This is a genomic window from Yersinia enterocolitica, from assembly GCA_002082245.2.
Lineage (GTDB): Bacteria > Pseudomonadota > Gammaproteobacteria > Enterobacterales > Enterobacteriaceae > Yersinia > Yersinia enterocolitica_E.
In genome coordinates this window covers 3,941,693-3,963,920 of record NBTC02000002.1, presented here as the reverse complement: position 1 = coordinate 3,963,920, position 22,228 = coordinate 3,941,693, and the positions used below count along the sequence as shown (strand labels likewise).

Below are 22,228 nucleotides of genomic sequence, written 5' to 3'. Positions count from 1 at the left end.
GTATAATTACGGTTTTAACGACGCCATATCGATCACGAAACGGTATTTCACATCGCTTTTCAGCATCCGCTCATAGGCGTCGTTGATATCCTGAATCTTGATCATCTCTATATCTGAAGCAATGCCGTGTTCAGCACAGAAATCGAGCATTTCCTGTGTTTCAGCAATGCCGCCAATACATGAACCGGCCACCGAACGCCGTGCCAGAATCAATGGCATGGTGTTTATCATTGGGCTAAGATCACCAAGAAAACCAACAAATACCAGGGTGCCATCCACATTCAGTGTCGGCATGTACGGGTTGATATCATGGACATAAGGCACGGTATCGATAATCAGATCGAATTGCCCTTTGGTCGCGTCCATTTGTGCATCATCGGTGGATAACACAATATGATGTGCACCTAAACGACGAGCATCAGCCTCTTTACTCGGTGAACGGGTAAAGAGCGTCACTTCAGCCCCTAATGCATTCGCCAGCTTTAATGCCATATGACCCAAGCCACCCAAGCCAACTACCGCGACTTTACTGCCTTTACCCACTTTCCAATGGCGCAGCGGCGACCAGGTGGTAATACCGGCGCACAGTAGTGGCGCGGCAGCTTGCAAATCCAAACCAGCAGGCATTTTCAGCACAAAATCTTCAGAAGCTACAATGGATTGTGAGTAGCCACCATAGGTTGGTGTATGGTCGTGACGATCAACACCATTGTAAGTTTGCACATTGCCCTCTGCACAATACTGCTCCAGACCCTGTTGACAGGGTTGGCACACTCGGCAGGAGTCCACCATGCAGCCAATTCCGGCAAAATCACCCACCTTGAATTTCGTGACACTTTTACCCACGGCGGTGACTTGCCCAACCACTTCATGCCCGGGTACCAGCGGATAGCTGCTGAACCCCCAGTCGTTACGCGCCTGATGCAGGTCTGAGTGACAGACACCGCAATAGAGCACATCCATCACCACATCATCAGGACGCGGATCGCGACGGGTAAACTCGAGTGGGGCAAGGGGAACTTGTGCGGATTTGGCTGCATAACCGAGAACTTTTATCGTCATGATGTATCTCCGGTATCATAAACACTGTGATTTGAAGCTCGATAAACCTTAAAAAACGTCGAGGGTAAACGGTTTGAGTATAGGGAAAGTTAGTTTCAAGGAAATTGCTACCTAGAGAGTATAGGCCTGTAAAGTAGCAATCCTGCCTCTATTTCTGCTCTGATATTAAGCGAACAAATTACAATCCAGTAAGCTTCTCCAATGTTTCGGGATAGCGATCACCCATTATCGTTACTTGTGCAGCCGCGTTATTAATCTGTTGCAGATCAGCAGTGGTCAACTCTACATTCACCGCACCAATATTTTCTTCTAACCGATTCAGTCTGCGCGTACCGGGGATCGGTACAATCCAGGGTTTCTGCGCCAGCAACCAGGCAAGAGCGATTTGCGCAGGCGAGCTACCCTTTTGGTGAGCGACCTGCTGAATCAAGGTGATTAACGCCTGATTAGCGGCCAAGGCTTCGGGAGTAAATCGTGGTAACGTGCTACGAAAATCATCACTGGCAAACTGGGTTGATTGATTCATGTTACCCGTCAGATAACCTTTACCCAGTGGGCTATAAGGCACCAAACCAATGCCAAGTTCTTCCAGCGTTGGTATGATTTCTTGCTCCGGCTTACGCCACCATAATGAGTATTCACTTTGCAGGGCGGTTACCGGCTGAACAGCGTGAGCTCGGCGAATGGTCGCCGCCCCAGCTTCAGATAAACCAAAGTGTTTTACTTTACCCTCTTTGATTAAATCCTGTACTGCACCGGCCACATCTTCAATGGGTACATTGGGATCGACGCGATGTTGATAAAACAGATCAATAACATCCGTTTTCAGCCGTTTGAGTGAGGCTTCCGCCACTTTTTTAATATGCTCTGGTCGGCTGTTTAAACCGATCCATTTTGGCCCGCCGTTCGGATCAGCCTGAAAACCAAATTTGGTCGCAATCACCACTTTATCGCGCAGAGGTGCCAGCGCCTCACCCAATAATACTTCATTGGTGTAAGGCCCGTAGACCTCTGCGGTATCGAAGAATGTCACGCCAAGGTCCACCGCTTTGTGCAACAAAGAGATCATCTCCTGTTTATCGGCGGCCGGACCATAACTGAAACTCATCCCCATGCAGCCTAAGCCCATGGCGGACACGTCGAGATTACTGCGACCCAATGTGCGCTTTTGCATTTCTTTTACTCCTACTTGTAATTTATTTGTCATTACGAGGCATTCATTAAATAAATGTCGGTAGCAAAAAAGGTAGCAAATGTCCGAGCAGAGGATTAGATGGATAAATGCGCATGTGTATATGAATTTAACTCATAAATTTATTTATACTGGAACACACAGGCAGATAAACAGGTATAGAGACTGATGTTAAAAGAGAATTTTAACGATTTAATTTCCTTTCTTATGGTTGCCAAGGAGCGAAGCTTCACCAAAGCGGCGGCAAAACTGGGGGTTTCACAATCGGCCTTAAGTCATTCCATTCGTGGGTTGGAGGAACGACTTGAGCTTCGCTTATTGACCCGCACGACTCGCAGCGTTGCCCCGACAGAAGCGGGCGAAAGACTGGCAAATAGTCTGGGACCACGTTTTGCAGAAATTGAGAGTGAGCTGGATGCCTTAAGCGAAATGCGCGAGCGGCCTGCGGGGAATATTCGCGTTACTGCTGGCGAGCATGCCGTGGACTCGACCCTCTGGCCGGTACTGAAATCATTTCTCGCCGATTACCCGGACATTAATGTGGAAATCACGGTCGATAACACCTTAACTGACATTGTCAGCGGGCGGTTTGATGCCGGCATCCGCCTTGGAGAACAGGTAGCAAAAGATATGATTGCGGTACGGATTGGGCCGGATATGAGTATGGCTGTCGTTGGCTCACCTTCATATTTGGCTAAATATGGCATACCCACCACTCCGGCAGATCTGCAAAATCATCGTTGCATCAATATGCGCCTGCCGACAATGGGGGGCCTTTATGCGTGGGAATTCGAAAAAGAGGGGCATGAATTAAGAGTTCGTGTTGATGGGCAACTGACCTTTAACAGTTTGCGACAACGCATTGATGCCGCCGTCATGGGTTTTGGTCTGGCATTCGTACCAGAGGATGCGGTAAAAGCTAAAATTACCAGTGGCAATCTAATCAGGGTGCTGAAAGAGTGGTGTGAGCCTTTCCCCGGTTATTACCTCTACTATCCGAGCCGCAGACAGCATACCACCGCATTTTCGTTGTTCGTGGATGCCTTACGCTATAAGCGTTAAGACCAAACAAAAACCCCGCCGAAGCGGGGTCTTGTAGAATGAGTGGAGTTGACCGGTAAGCCGGGTTCTGTCGTGGACAGTCATTCCTCTAGGCCAGCAATCGCTCACTGGCTCAAGCAGCCTACCCGGGTTCAGTACGGGCCGTACCATGTGAACCCCTATTTGGCCTTGCTCCGGGTGGAGTTTACCCTGCCACGAACTGTTACCAGCCGTGCGGTGCGCTCTTACCGCACCCTTTCACCCTTACCTGATCCCACTTACGCGGGCCATCGGCGGTTTGCTCTCTGTTGCACTTGTCGTAGGCTTGCGCCTCCCAGGCGTTACCTGGCACCCTGCCCTATGGAGCCCGGACTTTCCTCCCCTTCACCTGTCCCCCCCGAAAGGGACGGCAGCGAAGCGGCGACTGTCTGGTCAACTCCGCGGCGGATTATAATCACATTACTGTTGAATGTCATCTTCCGCTTGCTCTTGAGCACCATCTTGCAGCTCAAGTGCGTACTTATAGAGCGCATTCTTTTTCACGCCATGAATCTCTGCCGCCAACGCTGCGGCTTTTTTCAGCGGCAACTCTTTTTGCAATAATGCCAGAGTACGTAACGCAACGGCCGGTAAAGCATCATCGGCTTGTACTTTATGTCCTTCGACAATCAAGACCATTTCGCCTTTGCGGCGGTTTTCATCTTCCTGAACCCAAGCCAACAACTCGCCAACCGGTGCGCCGTGGATAGACTCCCAAGTTTTGGTTAATTCTCTGGCGAGTACCACATAGCGTTGTGGGCCAAGTACGGTTACCATGTCCTGTAAACTTTCCAACAAGCGATGCGTTGATTCGTAGAAGATCAGTGTTCGAGGTTCCTCAATCAGCGCTTGCAGAGTATCCTTACGTCCTTTGGTTTTCGCAGGCAGGAAGCCTTCGTAGCAAAAACGATCCGAGGCAATACCGGCGGCAGAAAGTGCTGTAATCGCCGCACAAGCGCCCGGGAGTGGCACCACCCTGATGCCCGCTTCACGACAACGGCGCACTAAGTGGTAGCCCGGATCGTTGATAAGTGGCGTACCTGCATCTGAAACCAGTGCAATACTCTGGCCTGCTTGCAGTTTCGCCAGCAAATGATCGGCTTTTTGTTGTTCGTTATGGTCATGAAGTGCAAACAGGCGGGCGTTGATCGCAAAATGCTGTAATAACAACCCTGTATGGCGTGTATCTTCTGCCGCAATCAAATCAACGCCTTTCAGTACCTCTAACGCCCGGTGGGTAATATCCCCTAAATTACCGATTGGGGTGGGTACCACATAAAGCGTAGATGCAGAAATCACTGCTCGATCGTGTTGATTCATTGTTTCATCCGAATTACCGATTTAATATTGAGCATCTTGAAAAAAACATCACTGGATACAGTATGCTTTCCTCAACATTCGTTCGTTCCAAAGCAGGGCTTGTCCCTGTAGTTCTGGCCGCACTGATTCTGGCAGCCTGTTCAGGCAGAGCGCCACAGACGCCGCCACCCGCAAATATACAGGACGAAGCAAGCGCGAACTCTGATTATTATCTGCAACAGTTGCAACAGAGTGGTGATGATAACAAGGCTGACTGGCAATTACTCGCCATTCGTGCCCTGTTACGTGAAGGGAAAACGCCTCAGGCGGCAGAACAGCTCGGTACACTACCGGCTAATCTGAGCGATACGCAACGTCAGGAACAGCAATTACTGACCGCAGAACTGCTGATTGCGCAGAAAAATAACCCTGCTGCTGCTGATATTCTTGGTAAGTTGGATGCGACCCAACTCTCGGCTAACCAGCAAGTTCGTTTCTATCAGGCGCAAATTGCCGCCAATCAAGGTAAAGCCACTCTGCCACTGATTCGTGCGTTTATCGCTCAGGAACCGTTACTGAAAGATAAAGCCCATCAGGACAATATTGATGGCACCTGGCAATCGCTGGCACAACTGACACCACAAGAATTGAACAATATTGTGATTAATGCAGATGAAAACGTGCTGCAAGGTTGGCTGGATTTACTGCGTGTGTATCAGGATAACAAACAAGATCCCGAGCTACTGAAAGCCGCTATTAAAGACTGGCAGAACCGTTATCCTCAAAACCCGGCAGCGAAAACCCTGCCAACGGGATTAACGCAGATCAGTAACTTCAGCCAGGCCTCGACGGCGAAAATTGCACTGTTGCTGCCACTCAGTGGCCCGGCACAGGTATTTGCCGATGCTATCCAGCAAGGTTTCACTGCCGCTCAAAATGGGTTACCGGTAGCCGCACCTGCTGCTGCGCCCCCCGATACAGCAGCAACCACGCCAACTGATACCGCCGCTGCAACACCTGCTGAGGTAGCACCGATTACCACACCGGCGCCGGTAGCTGCTCCTGTTGCCGCCAACAATGCACAGGTAAAGGTCTACGACACAACAACGCAGCCTATTGCGGCATTACTGGCACAAGCCCAGCAGGATGGCGCGACTTTGGTTGTCGGCCCACTGCTTAAACCTGAAGTTGAACAACTGAAGGCCACAACAAGTACATTGAATATTTTGGCATTAAATCAGCCGGAAGCCAGTACTAACAGTCCCAACATCTGTTACTTCGCCTTATCGCCAGAAGATGAAGCCCGCGATGCCGCGCATCATTTATGGGGACAGGAGAAAAGAATGCCATTGTTGCTGACCCCGCGCGGTACTTTTGGCGATCGTATCGCCAAAGCCTTCGCTGAAGAGTGGCAGAAGCAGGGTGGGCAAACAGTATTGCAGCAAAACTTCGGTTCAACTGCTGAACTGAAACAAGCTATCAACAGTGGTGCGGGTATCCGGCTAACTGGCCAGCCAGTTGCCGTTTCAGGCACGCCTGCTGCGGCACCGGCATCTGTCACCATTGCAGGCCTGACAATCCCGGCACCACCAGTAGATGCGCCCGTCGTTTCCACTTCCGCTGGTGGTAACATTGATGCAGTTTATATCATTGCGACTCCGGCTGAACTGACACTGATTAAACCAATGATTGATATGGCCACCAGCTCGCGTAGCAAACCGGCGCTATTTGCCAGTTCACGTAGCTATCAGGCCGGTGCTGGCCCGGATTACCGTTTGGAGATGGAAGGCATTCAGTTTAGTGATATTCCATTGATGGCCGGTGCTAATCCAGCACTAATGCAGCAGGCGTCGGCTAAATATGCCAACGACTATTCGCTGGTGCGTCTGTACGCCATGGGGATCGATGCGTGGACATTATCGAATCATTTTGCGCAAATGCGCCAAATTCCTGGTTTCCAGGTCAGCGGTACAACCGGTGATTTAACGGCATCAGCCGATTGTGTTATTACCCGTAAGCTGCCTTGGTTGCAATACCGTCAAGGTATGGTAGTACCGGCGGCGTAAAGTAATTCGGGTGACAAATCTGTCTGGAACAGATTTGAACGCTGCTTGCAGCGGCCTCGCAGAGGCGAGGCCCATGGACGGGCTGAGTAACGAATGTAGCTAACACCCCTGCAACTTCAATTATAAAGAGTATTCCCAAAGTCATTGGAGTTGCAGGTAGGCAGCAAATGAGCGAGTCCCGATGAACTTACTCAGGTAAGTGATTCGGGTGACAAATCTGTCTGGAACAGATTTGAACGCTGCTTGCAGCGGCCTCGCAGAGGCGAGGCCCATGGACGGGCTGAGTAACGAATGTAGCTAACACCCCTGCAACTTCAAGGACGAAGGGAATATGAGCCAACGGAACACTGGCACACATTACGAAAATCAGGCCCGCAGCTATCTGGAGCGGGTTGGTTTAATTTTTCAGGCGGCTAATGTCACCTACCAATGTGGTGAGATTGACCTTATTATGCGCGACGGGGAAACTTGGGTGTTTGTTGAGGTTCGCTTTAGGCGTAATGCCCTATTTGGTGGCGCTGCTGCCAGCGTCACTCACAGCAAACAACAGCGGTTACTCCGGGCTGCCACCATTTGGCTGGCACAGCGAGGCGCCAGTTTTGCCACAACATCGTGCCGTTTTGATGTTTTTGCCATCACGGGTAGCCAAGTAGAGTGGCTGCCTAATGCTTTCAATACGGATTAACAATTTTTCCGGTTTACTACCGGGCTATGCCCTAAGACGTTGGAGTCGCTGGTTGCCGGCAAGAGAATGACAAATTGGTTGTAAACCATTTTTAACGTCACTTGCATTGCTCCACTGGCTGAGTCGAGTAACGAACGTAGCCAACACCCCTGCGGCTTCAAGTACCAAGGGCATATTAATTTTACTGAGTGGATTAAATCAACGTGCTGGATAGAATCAAAGGCTGCTTTACAGAAAGTATTCAAACCCAGATTGCCGCGGCTGAGGCTTTGCCTGATGCCATATCCCGTGCAGCAATGACGTTGGTTCAGTCACTGCTCAACGGCAATAAAATTCTCTGCTGCGGCAATGGGACTTCAGCGGCTAACGCGCAGCACTTTGCCGCCAGCATGATAAACCGTTTTGAAACAGAACGACCAAGTCTGCCTGCAATTGCGTTAAATGCTGATAATGTTGTTCTGACCGCTATTGCCAACGACCGTTTACATGATGAGGTCTATGCCAAGCAGGTACGAGCACTCGGCCATGCTGGTGATGTTTTGCTCGCTATTTCCACTCGTGGCAATAGCCGTGATATTGTGAAAGCGGTCGAAGCAGCTGTAACCCGTGATATGACCATCGTTGCCCTTACCGGTTACGATGGCGGTGAGCTGGCTGGCCTGTTGGGTCAGCAGGATGTTGAAATCCGTATACCTTCGCACCGCAGTGCACGCGTTCAAGAATTGCACATGCTCACAGTGAATTGCTTGTGTGACTTAATTGATAACACTCTATTTCCTCATCAGGACGATTAAAGGAGCACGAATGAAGGTTGGTTATATTTTTGCCATGCTATTCAGCGCCCTGCTATTGCAAGGCTGTGTCGGTGCCGTGGTTGTCGGCAGCGCAGCCGTTGCGACTAAATCTGCCACAGACCCACGCTCTGTCGGCACTCAGGTAGACGATGGCACACTTGAGGCCAGAGTCGTCAATGCGCTGAGCAAAGATCAGCAGATAAAAAGCCAAACACGCTTTGTGGTGACCGCTTATCAAGGGAAAGTTTTGCTGACCGGGCAGTCGCCAACCGCAGAGCTGTCTAACCGCGCCAAACAAATTGCCGCAGGTGTCGATGGCGCAACGGAAGTGTATAACGAGATGCGCTTAGGCAAGCCGGTTGATCTGACTACCGCCTCAATGGATACCTGGATCACCACCAAAGTTCGTTCACAGTTACTGACCGCAGATTCAGTTAAATCTTCAAATGTGAAAGTCACCACCGAGAACGGCGAAGTGTTCTTGTTGGGTCTGGTGACTCAGCAGGAAGGGCAATCAGCGGCACAGATTGCCAGCCAGGTTAGTGGCGTTAAGCACGTCACCACTGCGTTTACTATTGTAAAATAATCAATTAGTTAGAAAGAGCAATCCTATTATGGGCCGGGAGAAATCCAGGCCCATTTTTAGCTATCCAAAACATCAAGCCATTAATCTAAATCATTCGCCTGTATGAAGTCTTTCCCACCCAACTGCCGCATCTGGCGTAAAATCCACTGCTGGCGGGAAATAACATAACCTGATGGCGCATTAACCTTAAAACGCAGTGGATTAGGCAGGACCGCTGCCAGCAAGGCGGCTTCTGAAGCACTCAATTTACTGGCCGGTTTATTAAAGAAATGGCGTGCAGCGGCTTCCACACCAAAAATGCCCTCACCAAACTCGGCAATATTGAGATACACCGTCAGAATACGGCGCTTGGTCCATATCAGTTCGATACCGGCGGTCAATCCCACTTCCAACCCTTTTCGCACCCAGCTACGCCCGTCCCAAAGAAACAGATTTTTCGCTGTTTGCTGTGACAAAGTCGAGGCACCTCGGATACGATTTTGATTGCGCTGATTATGGGAGAGTGCCGATTCGATAGCACCCACATCAAATCCCCAATGCTCGGGGAATTTTTGATCCTCAGCCGCCATCACTGCTAGCGCCATGTAAGGCGAAATTTCATCCATCGGCACCCAGTCAGAGTGCGCTACATAGGAAAAATCACCGGTCAACCAGGCGCCCAGTTGCCTTTCGATCATCACCATGGAAAAAGGGACCGGCAAAAAAGCGAAAATCAAAATGCCCGCCAACCACAGTGTGACGATGCCGATCACGCCCCGTTTTCCCCAATACCATAGCTGGTTTAATCTGCGTCTGGCTAACGTCATTCGGTTAAATCCAGTACCTTAGTTACCAACTTATCAATCCCTTTAGCCGCTTCAGAAATTGATGTTGCCAACATATAGGCAGGTGTGGTGACCACTTTATTCTCAGCATCGACCACCACGTCATCGGCAGGGCAAATAACATGCTCTCCACCCATAACTTCAATTGCATCAATAGTATCGGGATCGTTACCAATTGTCAGACGGATCGGTTTACCCAACAGTTTTGGCAACATCACTGGCGCAATACACATAAAACCAATTGGTTTACCTGACTTATGCATTGATTGAATAAGTTTATATAAATCTGGGTCAATAACACATTCAGAACCTTGAGTTGCAAAATCGCAGAGGTTCTTTGCGGCACCAAAACCACCGGGTACAATCAAGGCATCCAATTGCTCTGAATTGGCTAAAGAAAGAGGCTTAATCTGGCCGCGAGTAATGCGCGCCGACTCCACTAACACATTCCGTTTCTCGACCATTTCTTCGCCGGTAACATGATTAATAACATGCAGTTGTGGTTTATCGGGGGCGAAGAACAAAACACTTGCGCCCGCACGATCTAATGCCAGGATTGTTAAGACAGACTCATGTATCTCAGCACCGTCAAATACCCCACATCCACTAAGCACTACACCGACCGTTTTCATCACACCTCTCCTTTTCTTACTCTGTCAATCGCTTAACCCGTTCTAGTGACAAAGACGAATCTCTATCACAAATTTTAATGAATCTTGTAACAAGAGCGCTTACATTTGCTATGTTGTTGCTTGTATGATGTATGGAAGAATCCTTACAACCTGCGAATCCACTCGAAATCGAAATAATATACCCTAAGTATTTCGAATTACTGGAAGGCGGTAACTGAGCGAATCCCCAGCGGCTTACATAAGTAAGTGACTGGGGTGAATGAAATCAGCCAACGCACATGTAACTTGAAGTATGACGAGTATCGCAGGTTGACGATTTCCCTGGTGTTGGCGCAGTATTCGCGCACCCCGGCCTCGGTCGGGGTTATTTTTTTTCAGCTTCCGCCGCCCACTCACGTAACACCTGCACATCATTGCGCCATTCTAATTTTAATTCATCGACCCAATCTTGCACGTTATCCCACCATGCTGGCAGTGTCGGGGTTTGGATCTGCTGTGCAAGCTGCTGGATATGACGCAAACCGACAGAACCGGCAGCACCTTTAATCTTATGCGCCTCTTCGGTAATACCCTTTTGGTCCCGTGCCGTCATGTTTGAGTCCAACACCGACAAATAGCTGGGCATCATCTGTTCAAACATTTCCAGGCTTTGATGAATTAATTGTGGGCCAACCAAATCGATGTATTGCTCCAGCATTGCAGTATCAAGTAACGATTCATGGGTTTGCATCACTTTATGCTCCTGTTTTTTCGCCGAGGTTGAGGGCTTATGATCCCAAAATTGCTTAATCATCGCCGTGAGCGCAGGAACTGACAACGGCTTGCTCAGCACGTCATCCATCCCAGCATCTAAATACTCTTTTTTGTCTTTAAGTACGTTGGCGGTCAATGCCACCAGTGGTGGTAATGACTCTGCCACATATTCCGCCCGAATTTGGCGCGCAATGTCCAACCCGCTCATATCCGGCAACTGGATATCCAACAGCACTAAATCAAAATCATCAGGTTTAAACATCGCCAGTGCATCATGGCCATTCATTGCCACCTCAACGCTGTTGCCTAATTTCTCCAATACCGAGCGCGCGACAATGACGTTCAGCTCGATATCTTCCACCAGCAATACATGCAACGCAGGCAGAGGTATGTCATCGCCTGATGGCACACTCGCGGCTTGCTGCACCGCAGGTGCTTTAATGGTCAAGGTAAAGCATGAACCGGCCCCTTGGGTACTTTTCACCGTAATATCGCCCCCCATGCTTTGTGCCAAGCGTTTAGATACCGCCAGACCAATGCCAGTACCGGTTGCCGGGCGGCCACCATTGCGATCTTTCACCTGATAATACATGGCGAAAATCTTATCCTGTTCATCTTCGGGGATGCCCATACCTGAATCTTCTACTTCAAAGATCAAACGGTCACTCCCCTCACGCCGTACCCGCACCACAATTTTACCTTGCTGAGTAAATTTCACGGCATTGCCGATTAAGTTCCACAGAATCTGGCGCAAGCGGGTGCCATCGGTAATCACTTTCTCCGGCAGCGGCAATTGCGGTTCCATAATGAACTTCAACCCTTTTGGCTGAACCAACAGGCCCGAAAGGTTCTCAAGATCTGCCATAAAACCTGTAAAATCAATTGGCTGATTATCAAGCTGGACTTTACGCCTTTCCAATTTATCCATCTCAATAATATCGTTGAAGATATTCCCAAGAGTAATAGCACTGACATGAATGGTTTTCAGATACTTTAGCTGTTCGCTGTCTAATTCGGTATCAAGCAGGATACGGCTTAGGCCAACAATGCCATTAAGCGGCGTACGCAGCTCGTGGCTGATTGTTGAGATGAAGGTAGTCTTATCCCTACTGGCGTTCTCCAGCGCATCCTGATAGCGCTTACGCTCGGTTATATCACGCCCAAACCCCATCAATCCGTGCCGTTTACCAACACGATCATAAAAGGGCACTTTACGCAGTTCAAAGCAGGCTTTGCGGCCATCGGGATAAACCAGCCACTGCTCATAGGTAAGAGAGACGTTATGGCGGAAGACTTTCTCGTCGGTTTCCATCACTTTTTCGGCGATATCCGGCGCATAGACATCTTTGGGCGTCAGCCCAACCAGCTGTTTCTCACTCTTGCCCGTCAACAGCTCCATCGCCCGGTTGCAGCCAGAGAACTCATTATCTTCATTGCGGTAATAAACCAGATCTGGCGACGCATCCAAAAAGGATCGCAATAACGCCGACTGCTGCCCCAGCTCAACCTGCGCCTGCTCACGGTGCCCCATCTCTTCTTTTAGTTTATCAACCACTTGTAGGTGCGCTTTTTCCGCTTTTTCACGCTCAACAATTTCCTGATTGAGTTGAGCAATATTTTCGGTCAGTTGTTTATTCAGCTCTAAATCGCGATAACGCATCACTTCAAGCTTTTCAACCAGACGCGATAAGCGCTGGCGCGACTCTTCCAATTGCTCAACCACTACCGACAAGAAATAGACTGCCCAAGGCGTAATCAACAAACCAAAGAAAATGGAACGTACCAGATCGAGGGTTTCAACAGAGCCACTCAGCACCAACGTCACCGCCATCTGCACCACCATGGCCAGTAACACCAGCACAGAGGCCAGTAGCAGTGAGAAGCGAACCAGTCCTAACTTAACCATTAAATCAACGTAGTACTGGGCTAATACCCTGATTTGCTTCATAGCAACCCCTGTCAGTGTTTCTGAATATGCCTTGGAATCTACACCCAAAGTCATTGGAGTTGCAGGTAGGCAGCCAGCAAGCGAATCCCGATAAGCTTTTTCATGTAGGGTCAACTACAAGTAAGTGATTCGGGTGAGCGAGCGCAGCTAACAACTCTGTAGCTTCAAGGACGAAGGGTATAAATCATACCGTAAAACCGCCAAGAGATAAGATGGCTTGCTTAGAAGTGTGGAAAAGATTGCAAATCACGGTGAGAGATTGGGAAACAAACTGATTATCTACCAATAAACGGTAGGCATAGCCAAAATAAGGCGGGGGTCAAAACTTACGGCGTAGCGAGCTAAGCCAGACTGAGTGCGTACAGCGCGGAAAAACCGGAGCGTACACGCAGTACGTGAGGATTTTGAGCACTGCACAATCTCAGTATGGCGACGCGCAGTAGCCGGTCATAAAGCAGAGGCCTGCCCGCCATGGGCCAGCATATAATTATTCAGCTCATTCATACCGGTCCAGCGATTCTCGCACCACAACGGGGCCAACAACGTGGGTCTGCGCGCACTGGCAGAGATCCGATGATAGACAATCTGCGCTGGAGTATGGCGGATCATTTCACCCGCAGTCACAACATATTGTTCCAACGCCAGTTCCGCCAACCGCCCTGCCCGCCATGCTTTTCCCATCGTGCTACCTTCCACGATATGGAGCGGATGCAGTTTTAACCCATCAACACCGGTTGCCACCACTTGTTCTAGCGTTGCCATATTCTGTGGCTTATCTTCGCTGGGTAAGCCGACAATCAAATGACAGCATACTTTCAGCCCACGGGCACGGGCGCGGCGGGCTGTTTGCTGATAACAGGCGAAATCATGCCCACGGTTAATACGCTTGAGCGTTTTATCATTAGCGGTCTGTAGCCCCAACTCCAGCCAGACTTCATAACCTTGCTGGTGATAACCACTCAATAAATCCAATACCGCATCCGGGACACAATCGGGCCGGGTTCCCACACACAAACCGACAATGTCAGCTTCGGCTAAAGCCTGTTCATACATCACAGCTAAAGCATTAACCTCTGCATAAGTACTGGTATAGGCCTGGAAGTAGGCCAGGTAACGTTTTGCCCGATTAGTTTTTTTTGCCTGCGCCGCTAGCTGCTGCGCAATACTCTGTTGCTGCATGTTCTCATCGGCAAATGAAGCCACCTGACAAAAGGTACAGCCCCCTCGACCGAGTGTTCCATCACGATTAGGGCAACTAAACCCGCCGTGCAACGTGAGTTTATGCACTTTTTCACCGTAACGGCGCTGTAAATCCGCACCAAACATATTGACTAATTTCTGCAACTGCATAATCTTGGCACTGCCTGTCAAAAAGAGCTTAAGGCTACCCGCTAGCGATGCAATTCGCGATGACAGAGATCAACTCCCACGCCCTTGGGTGCAACCTCGCATAACCATTCATTATAAATGCAAATAAAATCACTTGACCAATGATTAAATTTTCTTATTTCCACCAACCTGTTAGCGCTTCTATTACAATTCAGTGAAAAATAGTTTAATAAACCAATAAATATTTAAATAGCAGAGTTTAATTCTAACATCCCCGCCAGCACTAGCATGGTGCAGAGATTTGTCGATTGCACTATAGTGAGACAGCTCACAATTTCACGCCTATCTCATTGAGTATGAGATGGGTTAAAAGTACCAATAAATATATATTTTTCATTGTGATAACCCCATTTATTACCTTAAAGATATATCTTAAGCCTATATTTGACCTGAGTATTCTTTCTCGCTAAGTTGGAGGTCCGCTGGAAGCTTTCTAGACGGGCAAACGTCTAGTCATAATTATGCAGTAATTTAAGACTCCCTCTTAAAACAAGTCTTATACCACTTGTGAGAACCGTCACAAGAGGCCATTGGCGGAGGGCGGAAAAGCAGATTTGTCGCGAAATACGCGGCTCTCAGCCCACCCCGCCTGATGTAACCATGTCCTTCTGGAGTCGGTTTGTGAGAGTCTCGCAGAGCCTGGGGAGGTTCACTGATATGTTGTACGATAAATCCCTTGAGAGGGACAACTGTGGTTTCGGCCTAATCGCCCACATAGAAGGCGAACCTAGCCATAAGGTAGTGCGTACCGCTATACACGCACTGGCCCGCATGCAACACCGTGGCGCGATACTTGCTGATGGCAAGACCGGCGACGGTTGTGGCTTGTTGTTACAAAAACCGGATCGTTTTTTCCGGATGGTCGCTGAAGAACGCGGATGGCGTTTGGCCAAAAACTATGCCGTAGGCATGATGTTTCTCAGTCAGGACGAAGAACTCGCCAAGGCAAGCCGCCGCATTGTAGAAGAAGAATTGCAAAACGAAACGCTGTCGATTATCGGCTGGCGTGAAGTGCCGACCAACCCGGATGTTCTCGGTGAAATTGCCCTCTCCTCCCTGCCTCGGATTGAACAAATTTTTGTGAACGCCCCTGCTGGCTGGCGTCCACGTGATATGGAACGCCGCCTGTTTGTGGCGCGTCGCCGTATCGAAAAGCGTATTTCAGAAGATAAAGATTTCTACGTATGTAGTTTCTCTAATCTGGTGACGATCTATAAAGGCTTGTGCATGCCTGCGGATCTACCGCGCTTCTATCTTGATTTGGCTGATTTGCGCATGGAGTCGGCAATCTGCCTGTTCCACCAGCGCTTCTCAACCAATACCGTGCCACGCTGGCCACTGGCTCAGCCGTTCCGTTATCTGGCCCACAACGGCGAAATCAATACCATCGCCGGTAACCGCCAATGGGCGCGTGCACGTGCTTATAAATTCAAAACGCCATTAATCCCGGATTTGCAGGATGCGGCTCCTTTCGTCAATGAGACCGGTTCTGACTCCAGTTCACTGGATAACATGTTGGAACTGTTCCTCAGTGGCGGTATGGACTTGATTCGTGCCATGCGTCTGTTAGTGCCACCGGCCTGGCAGAACAACCCAGATATGGATACCGACCTGCGCGCCTTCTTTGACTTCAACTCCATGCATATGGAGCCGTGGGATGGCCCGGCCGGGATTGTGATGTCAGATGGCCGTTATGCCGCTTGTAACCTTGATCGTAATGGCTTGCGCCCTGCGCGCTACGTTATCACCAAAGATAAGCTGATCACTTGTGCTTCTGAAGTGGGCATCTGGGATTATCAGCCCGATGAAGTGATTGAAAAAGGTCGCGTCGGCCCCGGTGAACTGATGGTGATCGATACCCGCAGCGGTAAGATCCTCCATTCAGCCGAAACGGATAACGATCTGAAAAGCCGCCACCCGTATAAAGAGTGGATGGAGAAGAACGTTAAGCGTCTGGTGCCGTTCGAAGATCTGCCAGAAGATCAGGTGGGCAGCCGTCAGTTAGATGATTCGACACTGGAAACCTACCAGAAGCAATTTGGTTACAGCAGTGAAGAGCTGGACCAAGTCATCCGTGTGCTGGGTGAAATTGGTCAGGAAGCCACCGGCTCAATGGGCGATGATACCCCATTTGCGGTGCTATCCAGCGGCCCACGTATTATTTACGATTACTTCCGCCAGCAATTTGCGCAGGTCACCAACCCGCCCATCGATCCACTGCGTGAAGCACACGTTATGTCACTGGCGACCAGTATCGGTCGTGAAATGAACGTGTTCTGCGAAGCAGAAGGTCAGGCGCACCGGCTGAGCTTTAAATCGCCGATCCTGTTGTTCTCTGATTTCCAACAGTTAACCACGTTGGAAGGGGAACATTATCGTGCTGATCGTGTGGATTTGACCTTTGACCCTGCCGAAACTGACCTGGAACAAGCAGTTCTGAGATTATGTGAAGAAGCAGAGCGCAAAGTCCGTGACGGTGCCGTGATGCTGGTACTGTCTGATCGTGCCATCGCCCCTAACCGCCTGCCGGTACCCGCACCAATGGCTGTCGGCGCTATCCAGACCCGCCTGGTTGAGAAAAATCTACGCTGCGACGCCAACATTATTGTTGAAACTGCCAGTGCCCGCGACCCGCATCACTTCGCCGTGCTGCTCGGTTTTGGTGCGACTGCGATTTACCCTTATTTAGCTTATGAATCATTGGCTAAATTGGTTGATAGCCAAGCGATTGATAAGAAGTATCGCGATGTGATGCTTAACTATCGTAATGGGATCAACAAGGGCCTATACAAAATTATGTCCAAAATGGGCATTTCAACTGTGGCCTCTTACCGCTGTGCCAAGCTGTTTGAAGCGGTTGGCCTGCATCGTGATTTGTCTAATCTCTGTTTCCAGGGCGTGGTCAGTCGTATCGGTGGAGCTAGCTTCAGTGATTTCCAACAGGATCTGCAAAATCTGTCTAAACGTGCCTGGCTGAAACGCAAGCCGTTGGATCAGGGCGGTTTATTGAAGTTTGTTCACAACGGCGAATACCATGCGTATAACCCGGATGTGGTCAGCACCTTACAAAAAGCGGTTCACAGTGGTGAATACAGCGATTATCAGGTTTATGCCAAGCTGGTTAATGAGCGCCCGATTGCCACACTGCGTGATCTGTTAGCCATTAAACCGCAAGGCACCCCGATCCCGGTGGATCAAGTGGAACCGGCTGAATCACTGTTTACTCGCTTTGATACGGCGGCAATGTCTATCGGCGCACTTAGCCCGGAGGCCCATGAATCATTGGCTATCGCCATGAACAGTCTGGGTGGCTTCTCTAACTCCGGTGAAGGTGGCGAAGATCCGGCCCGTTACGGTACGAATAAAGTTTCTCGTATTAAGCAGGTGGCCTCTGGTCGTTTCGGTGTGACACCGGCGTATCTGGTAAATGCCGATGTTATCCAGATCAAAGTGGCACAAGGTGCAAAACCGGGTGAAGGCGGCCAGTTACCAGGTGATAAAGTCACACCCTATATCGCCAAACTGCGCTATTCCGTACCGGGAGTAACATTGATCTCCCCACCACCGCACCATGATATTTACTCAATCGAAGACCTGGCACAGCTCATTTTCGACTTGAAACAGGTCAATCCGAAAGCTTTGATTTCGGTGAAACTGGTATCTGAGCCGGGCGTGGGTACCATTGCTACCGGTGTAGCGAAAGCTTATGCCGACCTGATTACCATTGCTGGGTACGACGGTGGTACCGGTGCCAGCCCGCTCTCTTCAGTGAAATATGCCGGTTGCCCGTGGGAGCTGGGATTAGTTGAAACGCAACAAGCGCTGGTTGCCAACGGCCTGCGCCATAAAATCCGTCTACAAGTGGATGGTGGCTTGAAAACCGGCGTCGATATTGTTAAAGCCGCGATTCTGGGTGCAGAAAGCTTCGGCTTCGGTACCGGGCCTATGGTGGCACTCGGTTGTAAATACTTACGTATTTGCCACCTGAATAACTGCGCCACCGGTGTAGCAACTCAGGATGAAAAACTGCGTCGTGACCATTATCACGGCTTGCCTGAAAGGGTGGTTAACTACTTCCAGTTTATCGCGCGGGAAACCCGTGAAATCATGGCTGAGTTGGGTGTAAGCCAACTGGTTGATTTAATTGGTCGTACTGACATGCTGCTGGAGCTGGATGGCATCTCAGCCAAACAGAATAAACTGGACCTGTCGCCGATGCTGAAAACCGCTACGCCACATCCGGGTAAGGCACTATATTGTACCGAAAGTAACCCTCCGTTCGATAAAGGCATACTGAACAAAGAGTTACTGTCGCAAGCTGAACCGCACATTGAAGCGAAACACAGCAAGACGTTCTACTTCGATATCCGTAATACTGACCGTTCCGTAGGTGCCGCGCTGTCGGGCGCGATTGCCACTAAACATGGTGATCAAGGTCTGGCAACCGACCCCATCAAAGCTTATTTCTCCGGTACTGCCGGTCAAAGCTTTGGTGTCTGGAATGCCGGTGGCGTTGAGTTAACCCTGACCGGTGATGCCAACGACTATGTCGGTAAAGGGATGGCCGGTGGCCGTATTGCAGTGCGCCCTCCTGTCGGCTCTAACTTCCGCAGCCATGAGGCCAGCATTGTCGGCAACACCTGTCTCTATGGCGCGACTGGCGGCAAATTATTCGCCGCAGGCCGTGCAGGTGAGCGTTTCGCCGTGCGTAACTCTGGGGCTATCACCGTTGTTGAAGGTATCGGTGATAACGGTTGTGAATACATGACTGGTGGTATTGTCTGCGTACTGGGTCGCACTGGGATTAACTTCGGTGCTGGTATGACCGGCGGTTTTGCTTATGTTCTTGATGAAGATGGTGAATTCCGTAAACGTGTTAACCCTGAGCTGGTGGAAGTCCTGGATGTTGATCAATTGGCAATCCATGAAGAGCATCTGCGTGGGCTGATCACTGAGCATGTTCAGTTGACCGGTTCTAGCCGTGGCGAAGAAATTCTGGCTAACTGGCCAGAGTGGGTGACCAAATTTGCTTTGGTTAAACCGAAATCCAGCGACGTGAAAGCACTGTTGGGCCACCGTAGCCGTTCCGCAGCCGAGCTGCGGGTTCAAGCGCAGTAAGGGGTTGAAATGAGTCAGAATGTTTATCAGTTTATCGACCTACAGCGCGTAGATCCGCCAAAAAAGCCGCTGAAGATCCGTAAAATTGAATTTGTTGAGATTTACGAGCCGTTTTCGGAAACCCAGGCCAAAGCACAGGCAGACCGCTGCCTGTCTTGTGGTAACCCTTATTGCGAATGGAAGTGCCCGGTTCATAACTACATTCCTAATTGGCTGAAACTGGCCAACGAAGGACGCATCATGGAAGCGGCGGATCTGGCCCACCAGACCAACAGCTTACCGGAAGTGTGTGGCCGTGTGTGCCCACAGGACCGTCTGTGCGAAGGGTCTTGTACCCTGAACGACGAATTCGGTGCGGTGACTATCGGCAACATCGAGCGCTACATCAGCGATAAAGCCATTGAGATGGGCTGGAAGCCTGATATGTCGCATGTTCACCCGACCGGTAAACGTGTCGCGGTGATCGGTGCTGGCCCTGCCGGGCTGGCCTGTGCCGACGTATTAGCACGCAACGGCGTACAAGCCGTGGTATTTGACCGCCATCCAGAGATTGGCGGCTTGCTGACCTTCGGTATTCCAGCCTTTAAGCTGGAAAAAGAAGTGATGATTAAGCGCCGTAAAATCTTCTCCGAGATGGGTATCGAATTCCAACTCAATACTGAAATCGGTAAAGATATCACCATGGATGCGCTGCTGAAGGAGTATGACGCGGTGTTCCTCGGTGTGGGTACTTACCAATCGATGCGCGGTGGTCTGGCAAATGAAGATGCCTCGGGTGTCTATGATGCGCTGCCATACCTGATTGCCAATACCAAGCAGTTGATGGGCTTTGATGCGACCGTCCACGAGCCATATATCAATATGGAAGGTAAGCGTGTCGTGGTGTTGGGCGGCGGTGATACCGCAATGGACTGTGTGCGTTCATCGATTCGCCAAGGGGCAACAGATGTGGTGTGCGCCTATCGTCGTGATGAGGTCAACATGCCAGGTTCCAAGCGGGAAGTGAAAAACGCCCGTGAGGAAGGAGTTGAGTTTAAATTCAACTTGCAACCATTAAGCATCGAAGTTAACAACAACGGCAACGTCTGTGGTGTGAAGATGGTTCGTACCCAACTGGGCGCACCTGATGCACAAGGCCGCAGCGTGGCTGAGCAGATCCCAGGGTCTGAACATGTGCTGCCAGCAGATGCAGTCATAATGGCATTTGGCTTCCGTCCACACAGCATGGAGTGGTTGGCGGCGCATGACGTGGCATTGGATAAGCAGGGCCGCGTAGTGGCCCCTGATAGCACTGATAATGCGTTTCAGACTAGTAACCCGAAAATCTTTGCCGGTGGCGATATCGTCCGTGGCTCTGATCTGGTGGTGACAGCCATCGCCGAAGGCCGCAAAGCCGCAGATGGCATCATGAATTATCTGGAAGTCTGACAGTAAAAGTATCCTGCCATAGACTTAACACTAGAGGGCTGGTTATCCAGCCCTTTTTACTGCTTTTTTTCCACGCACATCCACTTCAACTCAAGATTTTGTAACAATCTCAACCACCTTATTTGCAGCAATTTATAGCTGAAGCGCTATAGTAAAGGCCGAGCTCCGATAGGTTTATGCTTTCCGTACTTATACTTTCTGTATCTATGTTTTTTGGCCTGACCCCATGGCTAGCCTTATTATTACGCCTTGTTTTAAATAAAGGATTATCTGTTATGAAATCTCACTTACTTTTTATTGCTGGCGGCTTGCTGGCGATCAGCAGCAGCGCATTGGCTATGTCTTTGAATTATCAAGAAGTTGGTTATAATATTGAGGCGCGTGGCGCGCGCGCTGTGGTAGCCGAGCTGGCAAAAGCGGGGCAACTGCCTGCGGTAGAAAATAATATTAAGCTGGGTGATGACAACTGGATTGCCATGGCCCCTAAACTGGTCGATGCCGGTAATGCGAATTTCACTGCTGGGGTGAAATCGGCACTCTCTTCTGCACTGATTTATAACCCGGCCGCAGTACTAAAAGCGGTGAGCGACAGTAAAACACTGACAGTATCAGATATTTGTACCGCACCGGCAGATGTCAAAGACAGTGCCGCCAAAGCCAGCTTCCAACAGCGCGCATCTCATACCTTATCGACTATCAGAAATAGCGATATGATGAGTCAACGTGATAGTTGTCTGGCTGAGTTGAAAAAACTGTCTTAATTATTGGTTATTTGGCAGAAATAATAAGGGCGGCTAATGCCGCCCTTATTGGGTATGGTAACGCTTGGTGCAAGAGAACAGTGTTGTTCGTTACTTAACAACCCGTAATGCTGGGCGACCACCGCTACGTGGCGGTTTTGGTGGCTCATCATCCGGGGAATGACTATCGTCCTGTGATACCTGAGTATCACCAGTGACTAATGTCAGGTTCTCAGCCGGTGCCGTCTCGCTGCCTTCCTCTGTGAAAGCCTCAAAATTGCCATCAGCATCAGAATCGTAAGCTTCTTCAGGCTCAAACATAGTGCCAGAGCCGTTTTCACGCGCATAGATAGCCATTACCGCAGCCATCGGCACGGTAACTTGACGAGGAACGCCACCGAAACGGGCATTGAAACTTACACCCTCGTTACCCAGCTCCAAATTACCCACGGCACGCGGTGCTACATTCAATACAATCTGCCCATCACGGGCAAATTCCATCGGCACCGAAACACCCGGCCGGGTGACATCCACAACCAGATGCGGAGTCAGTTGATTATCAATCAACCACTCGTAAAATGCGCGCAACAGATAGGGACGGCGCGGAGACATATCCGACATCTCCATAACAG

The 22,228-nt window shown here is 50.0% G+C and carries 17 protein-coding genes and 1 other RNA gene; 8 read left to right on the top strand and 10 right to left on the bottom strand.

Annotated elements, in window-relative coordinates:
- Nucleotides 1–6 precede the first annotated feature (6 nt).
- Both A6J66_019600 and A6J66_019595 read right to left on the bottom strand, forming a co-directional pair.
- Nucleotides 7–1,062 (bottom strand): NAD(P)-dependent alcohol dehydrogenase, encoded by a 1,056-nt coding sequence (locus A6J66_019600; protein ID PNM26173.1) that lies wholly within the window; start codon nt 1,060–1,062, stop codon nt 7–9.
- Nucleotides 1,063–1,240: 178 nt separating this feature from the next.
- Nucleotides 1,241–2,236, bottom strand: coding sequence for an aldo/keto reductase (locus tag A6J66_019595; protein PNM26172.1), 996 nt, complete (start codon nt 2,234–2,236; stop codon nt 1,241–1,243).
- Nucleotides 2,237–2,422: 186 nt separating this feature from the next.
- Between A6J66_019595 and A6J66_019590 the strand changes: the two genes are divergently transcribed.
- Nucleotides 2,423–3,316 (top strand): LysR family transcriptional regulator, encoded by an 894-nt coding sequence (locus A6J66_019590; GenBank protein PNM26171.1) that lies wholly within the window; start codon nt 2,423–2,425, stop codon nt 3,314–3,316.
- 40 nt (nt 3,317–3,356) lie between these two features.
- Here the strand turns inward: A6J66_019590 and rnpB are convergent.
- Together rnpB and A6J66_019580 are read right to left on the bottom strand one after the other, a co-directional pair.
- Nucleotides 3,357–3,735: RNase P RNA component class A (gene rnpB, locus A6J66_019585), an RNA gene on the bottom strand.
- 19 nt (nt 3,736–3,754) lie between these two features.
- Nucleotides 3,755–4,654 carry a 16S rRNA (cytidine(1402)-2'-O)-methyltransferase gene (locus tag A6J66_019580; protein ID PNM26170.1) on the bottom strand — a complete coding sequence of 300 codons (900 nt, stop codon included), beginning with the start codon at nt 4,652–4,654 and terminating at the stop codon, nt 3,755–3,757.
- Between the two features lie 62 nt (nt 4,655–4,716).
- Between A6J66_019580 and A6J66_019575 the strand changes: the two genes are divergently transcribed.
- From A6J66_019575 to A6J66_019560, 4 genes are all read left to right on the top strand, one after another.
- Nucleotides 4,717–6,699, top strand: a complete 1,983-nt coding sequence (locus A6J66_019575; protein PNM26169.1) for a penicillin-binding protein activator — start codon at nt 4,717–4,719, stop codon at nt 6,697–6,699.
- 331 nt (nt 6,700–7,030) lie between these two features.
- Complete coding sequence (locus A6J66_019570; protein ID PNM26168.1) at nt 7,031–7,384, top strand: YraN family protein; 354 nt, start codon at nt 7,031–7,033, stop codon at nt 7,382–7,384.
- Between the two features lie 203 nt (nt 7,385–7,587).
- Nucleotides 7,588–8,178: a DnaA initiator-associating protein DiaA gene (locus tag A6J66_019565; GenBank protein PNM26167.1), complete on the top strand. Its 591-nt coding sequence runs from the start codon at nt 7,588–7,590 to the stop codon at nt 8,176–8,178.
- 10 nt (nt 8,179–8,188) lie between these two features.
- Nucleotides 8,189–8,764 carry an osmotically-inducible protein OsmY gene (locus A6J66_019560; protein PNM26166.1) on the top strand — a complete coding sequence of 192 codons (576 nt, stop codon included), beginning with the start codon at nt 8,189–8,191 and terminating at the stop codon, nt 8,762–8,764.
- Between the two features lie 80 nt (nt 8,765–8,844).
- Here A6J66_019560 and A6J66_019555 read toward each other — a convergent pair whose 3' ends face one another.
- From A6J66_019555 to A6J66_019535, 5 genes are all read right to left on the bottom strand, one after another.
- On the bottom strand, nt 8,845–9,570 hold the full coding sequence (locus A6J66_019555; protein ID PNM26165.1) for a monofunctional biosynthetic peptidoglycan transglycosylase: 726 nt from the start codon (nt 9,568–9,570) through the stop codon (nt 8,845–8,847).
- Nucleotides 9,567–10,220, bottom strand: a complete 654-nt coding sequence (locus A6J66_019550) for an isoprenoid biosynthesis protein ElbB (GenBank protein ID PNM26164.1) — start codon at nt 10,218–10,220, stop codon at nt 9,567–9,569. The genes A6J66_019555 and A6J66_019550 overlap by 4 nt, the downstream gene beginning before the upstream one ends.
- A 364-nt stretch (nt 10,221–10,584) precedes the next feature.
- Nucleotides 10,585–12,921: an aerobic respiration two-component sensor histidine kinase ArcB gene (locus A6J66_019545; GenBank protein ID PNM26163.1), complete on the bottom strand. Its 2,337-nt coding sequence runs from the start codon at nt 12,919–12,921 to the stop codon at nt 10,585–10,587.
- Between the two features lie 341 nt (nt 12,922–13,262).
- Nucleotides 13,263–13,394 carry an L-asparaginase gene (locus A6J66_019540; GenBank protein ID PNM26162.1) on the bottom strand — a complete coding sequence of 44 codons (132 nt, stop codon included), beginning with the start codon at nt 13,392–13,394 and terminating at the stop codon, nt 13,263–13,265.
- Nucleotides 13,369–14,271: a TIGR01212 family radical SAM protein gene (locus tag A6J66_019535; protein ID PNM26161.1), complete on the bottom strand. Its 903-nt coding sequence runs from the start codon at nt 14,269–14,271 to the stop codon at nt 13,369–13,371. The genes A6J66_019540 and A6J66_019535 overlap by 26 nt, the downstream gene beginning before the upstream one ends.
- A 696-nt stretch (nt 14,272–14,967) precedes the next feature.
- On the opposite strand from A6J66_019535, the gene A6J66_019530 reads away from it, so the two are divergent.
- From A6J66_019530 to A6J66_019520, 3 genes are all read left to right on the top strand, one after another.
- A complete protein-coding gene (locus A6J66_019530; protein PNM26160.1) occupies nt 14,968–19,428 on the top strand; it encodes a glutamate synthase large subunit in 4,461 nt (1,486 codons plus the stop codon).
- A 9-nt stretch (nt 19,429–19,437) separates the two neighbouring features.
- On the top strand, nt 19,438–20,856 hold the full coding sequence (locus A6J66_019525; protein PNM26159.1) for a glutamate synthase small subunit: 1,419 nt from the start codon (nt 19,438–19,440) through the stop codon (nt 20,854–20,856).
- A gap of 275 nt (nt 20,857–21,131) precedes the next feature.
- Nucleotides 21,132–21,617 (top strand): hypothetical protein, encoded by a 486-nt coding sequence (locus A6J66_019520; GenBank protein PNM26158.1) that lies wholly within the window; start codon nt 21,132–21,134, stop codon nt 21,615–21,617.
- Nucleotides 21,618–21,707: 90 nt separating this feature from the next.
- On the opposite strand, the gene A6J66_019515 is transcribed toward A6J66_019520, so the two are convergent.
- Complete coding sequence (locus tag A6J66_019515; protein ID PNM26157.1) at nt 21,708–22,223, bottom strand: ClpXP protease specificity-enhancing factor; 516 nt, start codon at nt 22,221–22,223, stop codon at nt 21,708–21,710.
- Between the last annotated feature and the right edge of the window lie 5 nt (nt 22,224–22,228).

What these genes read in the sequence shown, in the direction of transcription:
- A6J66_019600 (PNM26173.1), bottom strand. Translation starts at nt 1,062, where the DNA reads ATGACGATAAAAGTTCTCGGTTATGCAGCCAAATCCGCACAAGTTCCC.
- A6J66_019595 (PNM26172.1), bottom strand. Translation starts at nt 2,236, where the DNA reads ATGCAAAAGCGCACATTGGGTCGCAGTAATCTCGACGTGTCCGCCATG.
- A6J66_019590 (PNM26171.1), top strand. Translation starts at nt 2,423, where the DNA reads ATGTTAAAAGAGAATTTTAACGATTTAATTTCCTTTCTTATGGTTGCC.
- A6J66_019580 (PNM26170.1), bottom strand. Translation starts at nt 4,654, where the DNA reads ATGAATCAACACGATCGAGCAGTGATTTCTGCATCTACGCTTTATGTG.
- A6J66_019575 (PNM26169.1), top strand. Translation starts at nt 4,717, where the DNA reads ATGCTTTCCTCAACATTCGTTCGTTCCAAAGCAGGGCTTGTCCCTGTA.
- A6J66_019570 (PNM26168.1), top strand. Translation starts at nt 7,031, where the DNA reads ATGAGCCAACGGAACACTGGCACACATTACGAAAATCAGGCCCGCAGC.
- A6J66_019560 (PNM26166.1), top strand. Translation starts at nt 8,189, where the DNA reads ATGAAGGTTGGTTATATTTTTGCCATGCTATTCAGCGCCCTGCTATTG.
- A6J66_019555 (PNM26165.1), bottom strand. Translation starts at nt 9,570, where the DNA reads ATGACGTTAGCCAGACGCAGATTAAACCAGCTATGGTATTGGGGAAAA.
- A6J66_019550 (PNM26164.1), bottom strand. Translation starts at nt 10,220, where the DNA reads ATGAAAACGGTCGGTGTAGTGCTTAGTGGATGTGGGGTATTTGACGGT.
- A6J66_019545 (PNM26163.1), bottom strand. Translation starts at nt 12,921, where the DNA reads ATGAAGCAAATCAGGGTATTAGCCCAGTACTACGTTGATTTAATGGTT.
- A6J66_019540 (PNM26162.1), bottom strand. Translation starts at nt 13,394, where the DNA reads ATGGCGGGCAGGCCTCTGCTTTATGACCGGCTACTGCGCGTCGCCATA.
- A6J66_019535 (PNM26161.1), bottom strand. Translation starts at nt 14,271, where the DNA reads ATGCAGTTGCAGAAATTAGTCAATATGTTTGGTGCGGATTTACAGCGC.
- A6J66_019530 (PNM26160.1), top strand. Translation starts at nt 14,968, where the DNA reads ATGTTGTACGATAAATCCCTTGAGAGGGACAACTGTGGTTTCGGCCTA.
- A6J66_019525 (PNM26159.1), top strand. Translation starts at nt 19,438, where the DNA reads ATGAGTCAGAATGTTTATCAGTTTATCGACCTACAGCGCGTAGATCCG.
- A6J66_019520 (PNM26158.1), top strand. Translation starts at nt 21,132, where the DNA reads ATGAAATCTCACTTACTTTTTATTGCTGGCGGCTTGCTGGCGATCAGC.
- A6J66_019515 (PNM26157.1), bottom strand. Translation starts at nt 22,223, where the DNA reads ATGGAGATGTCGGATATGTCTCCGCGCCGTCCCTATCTGTTGCGCGCA.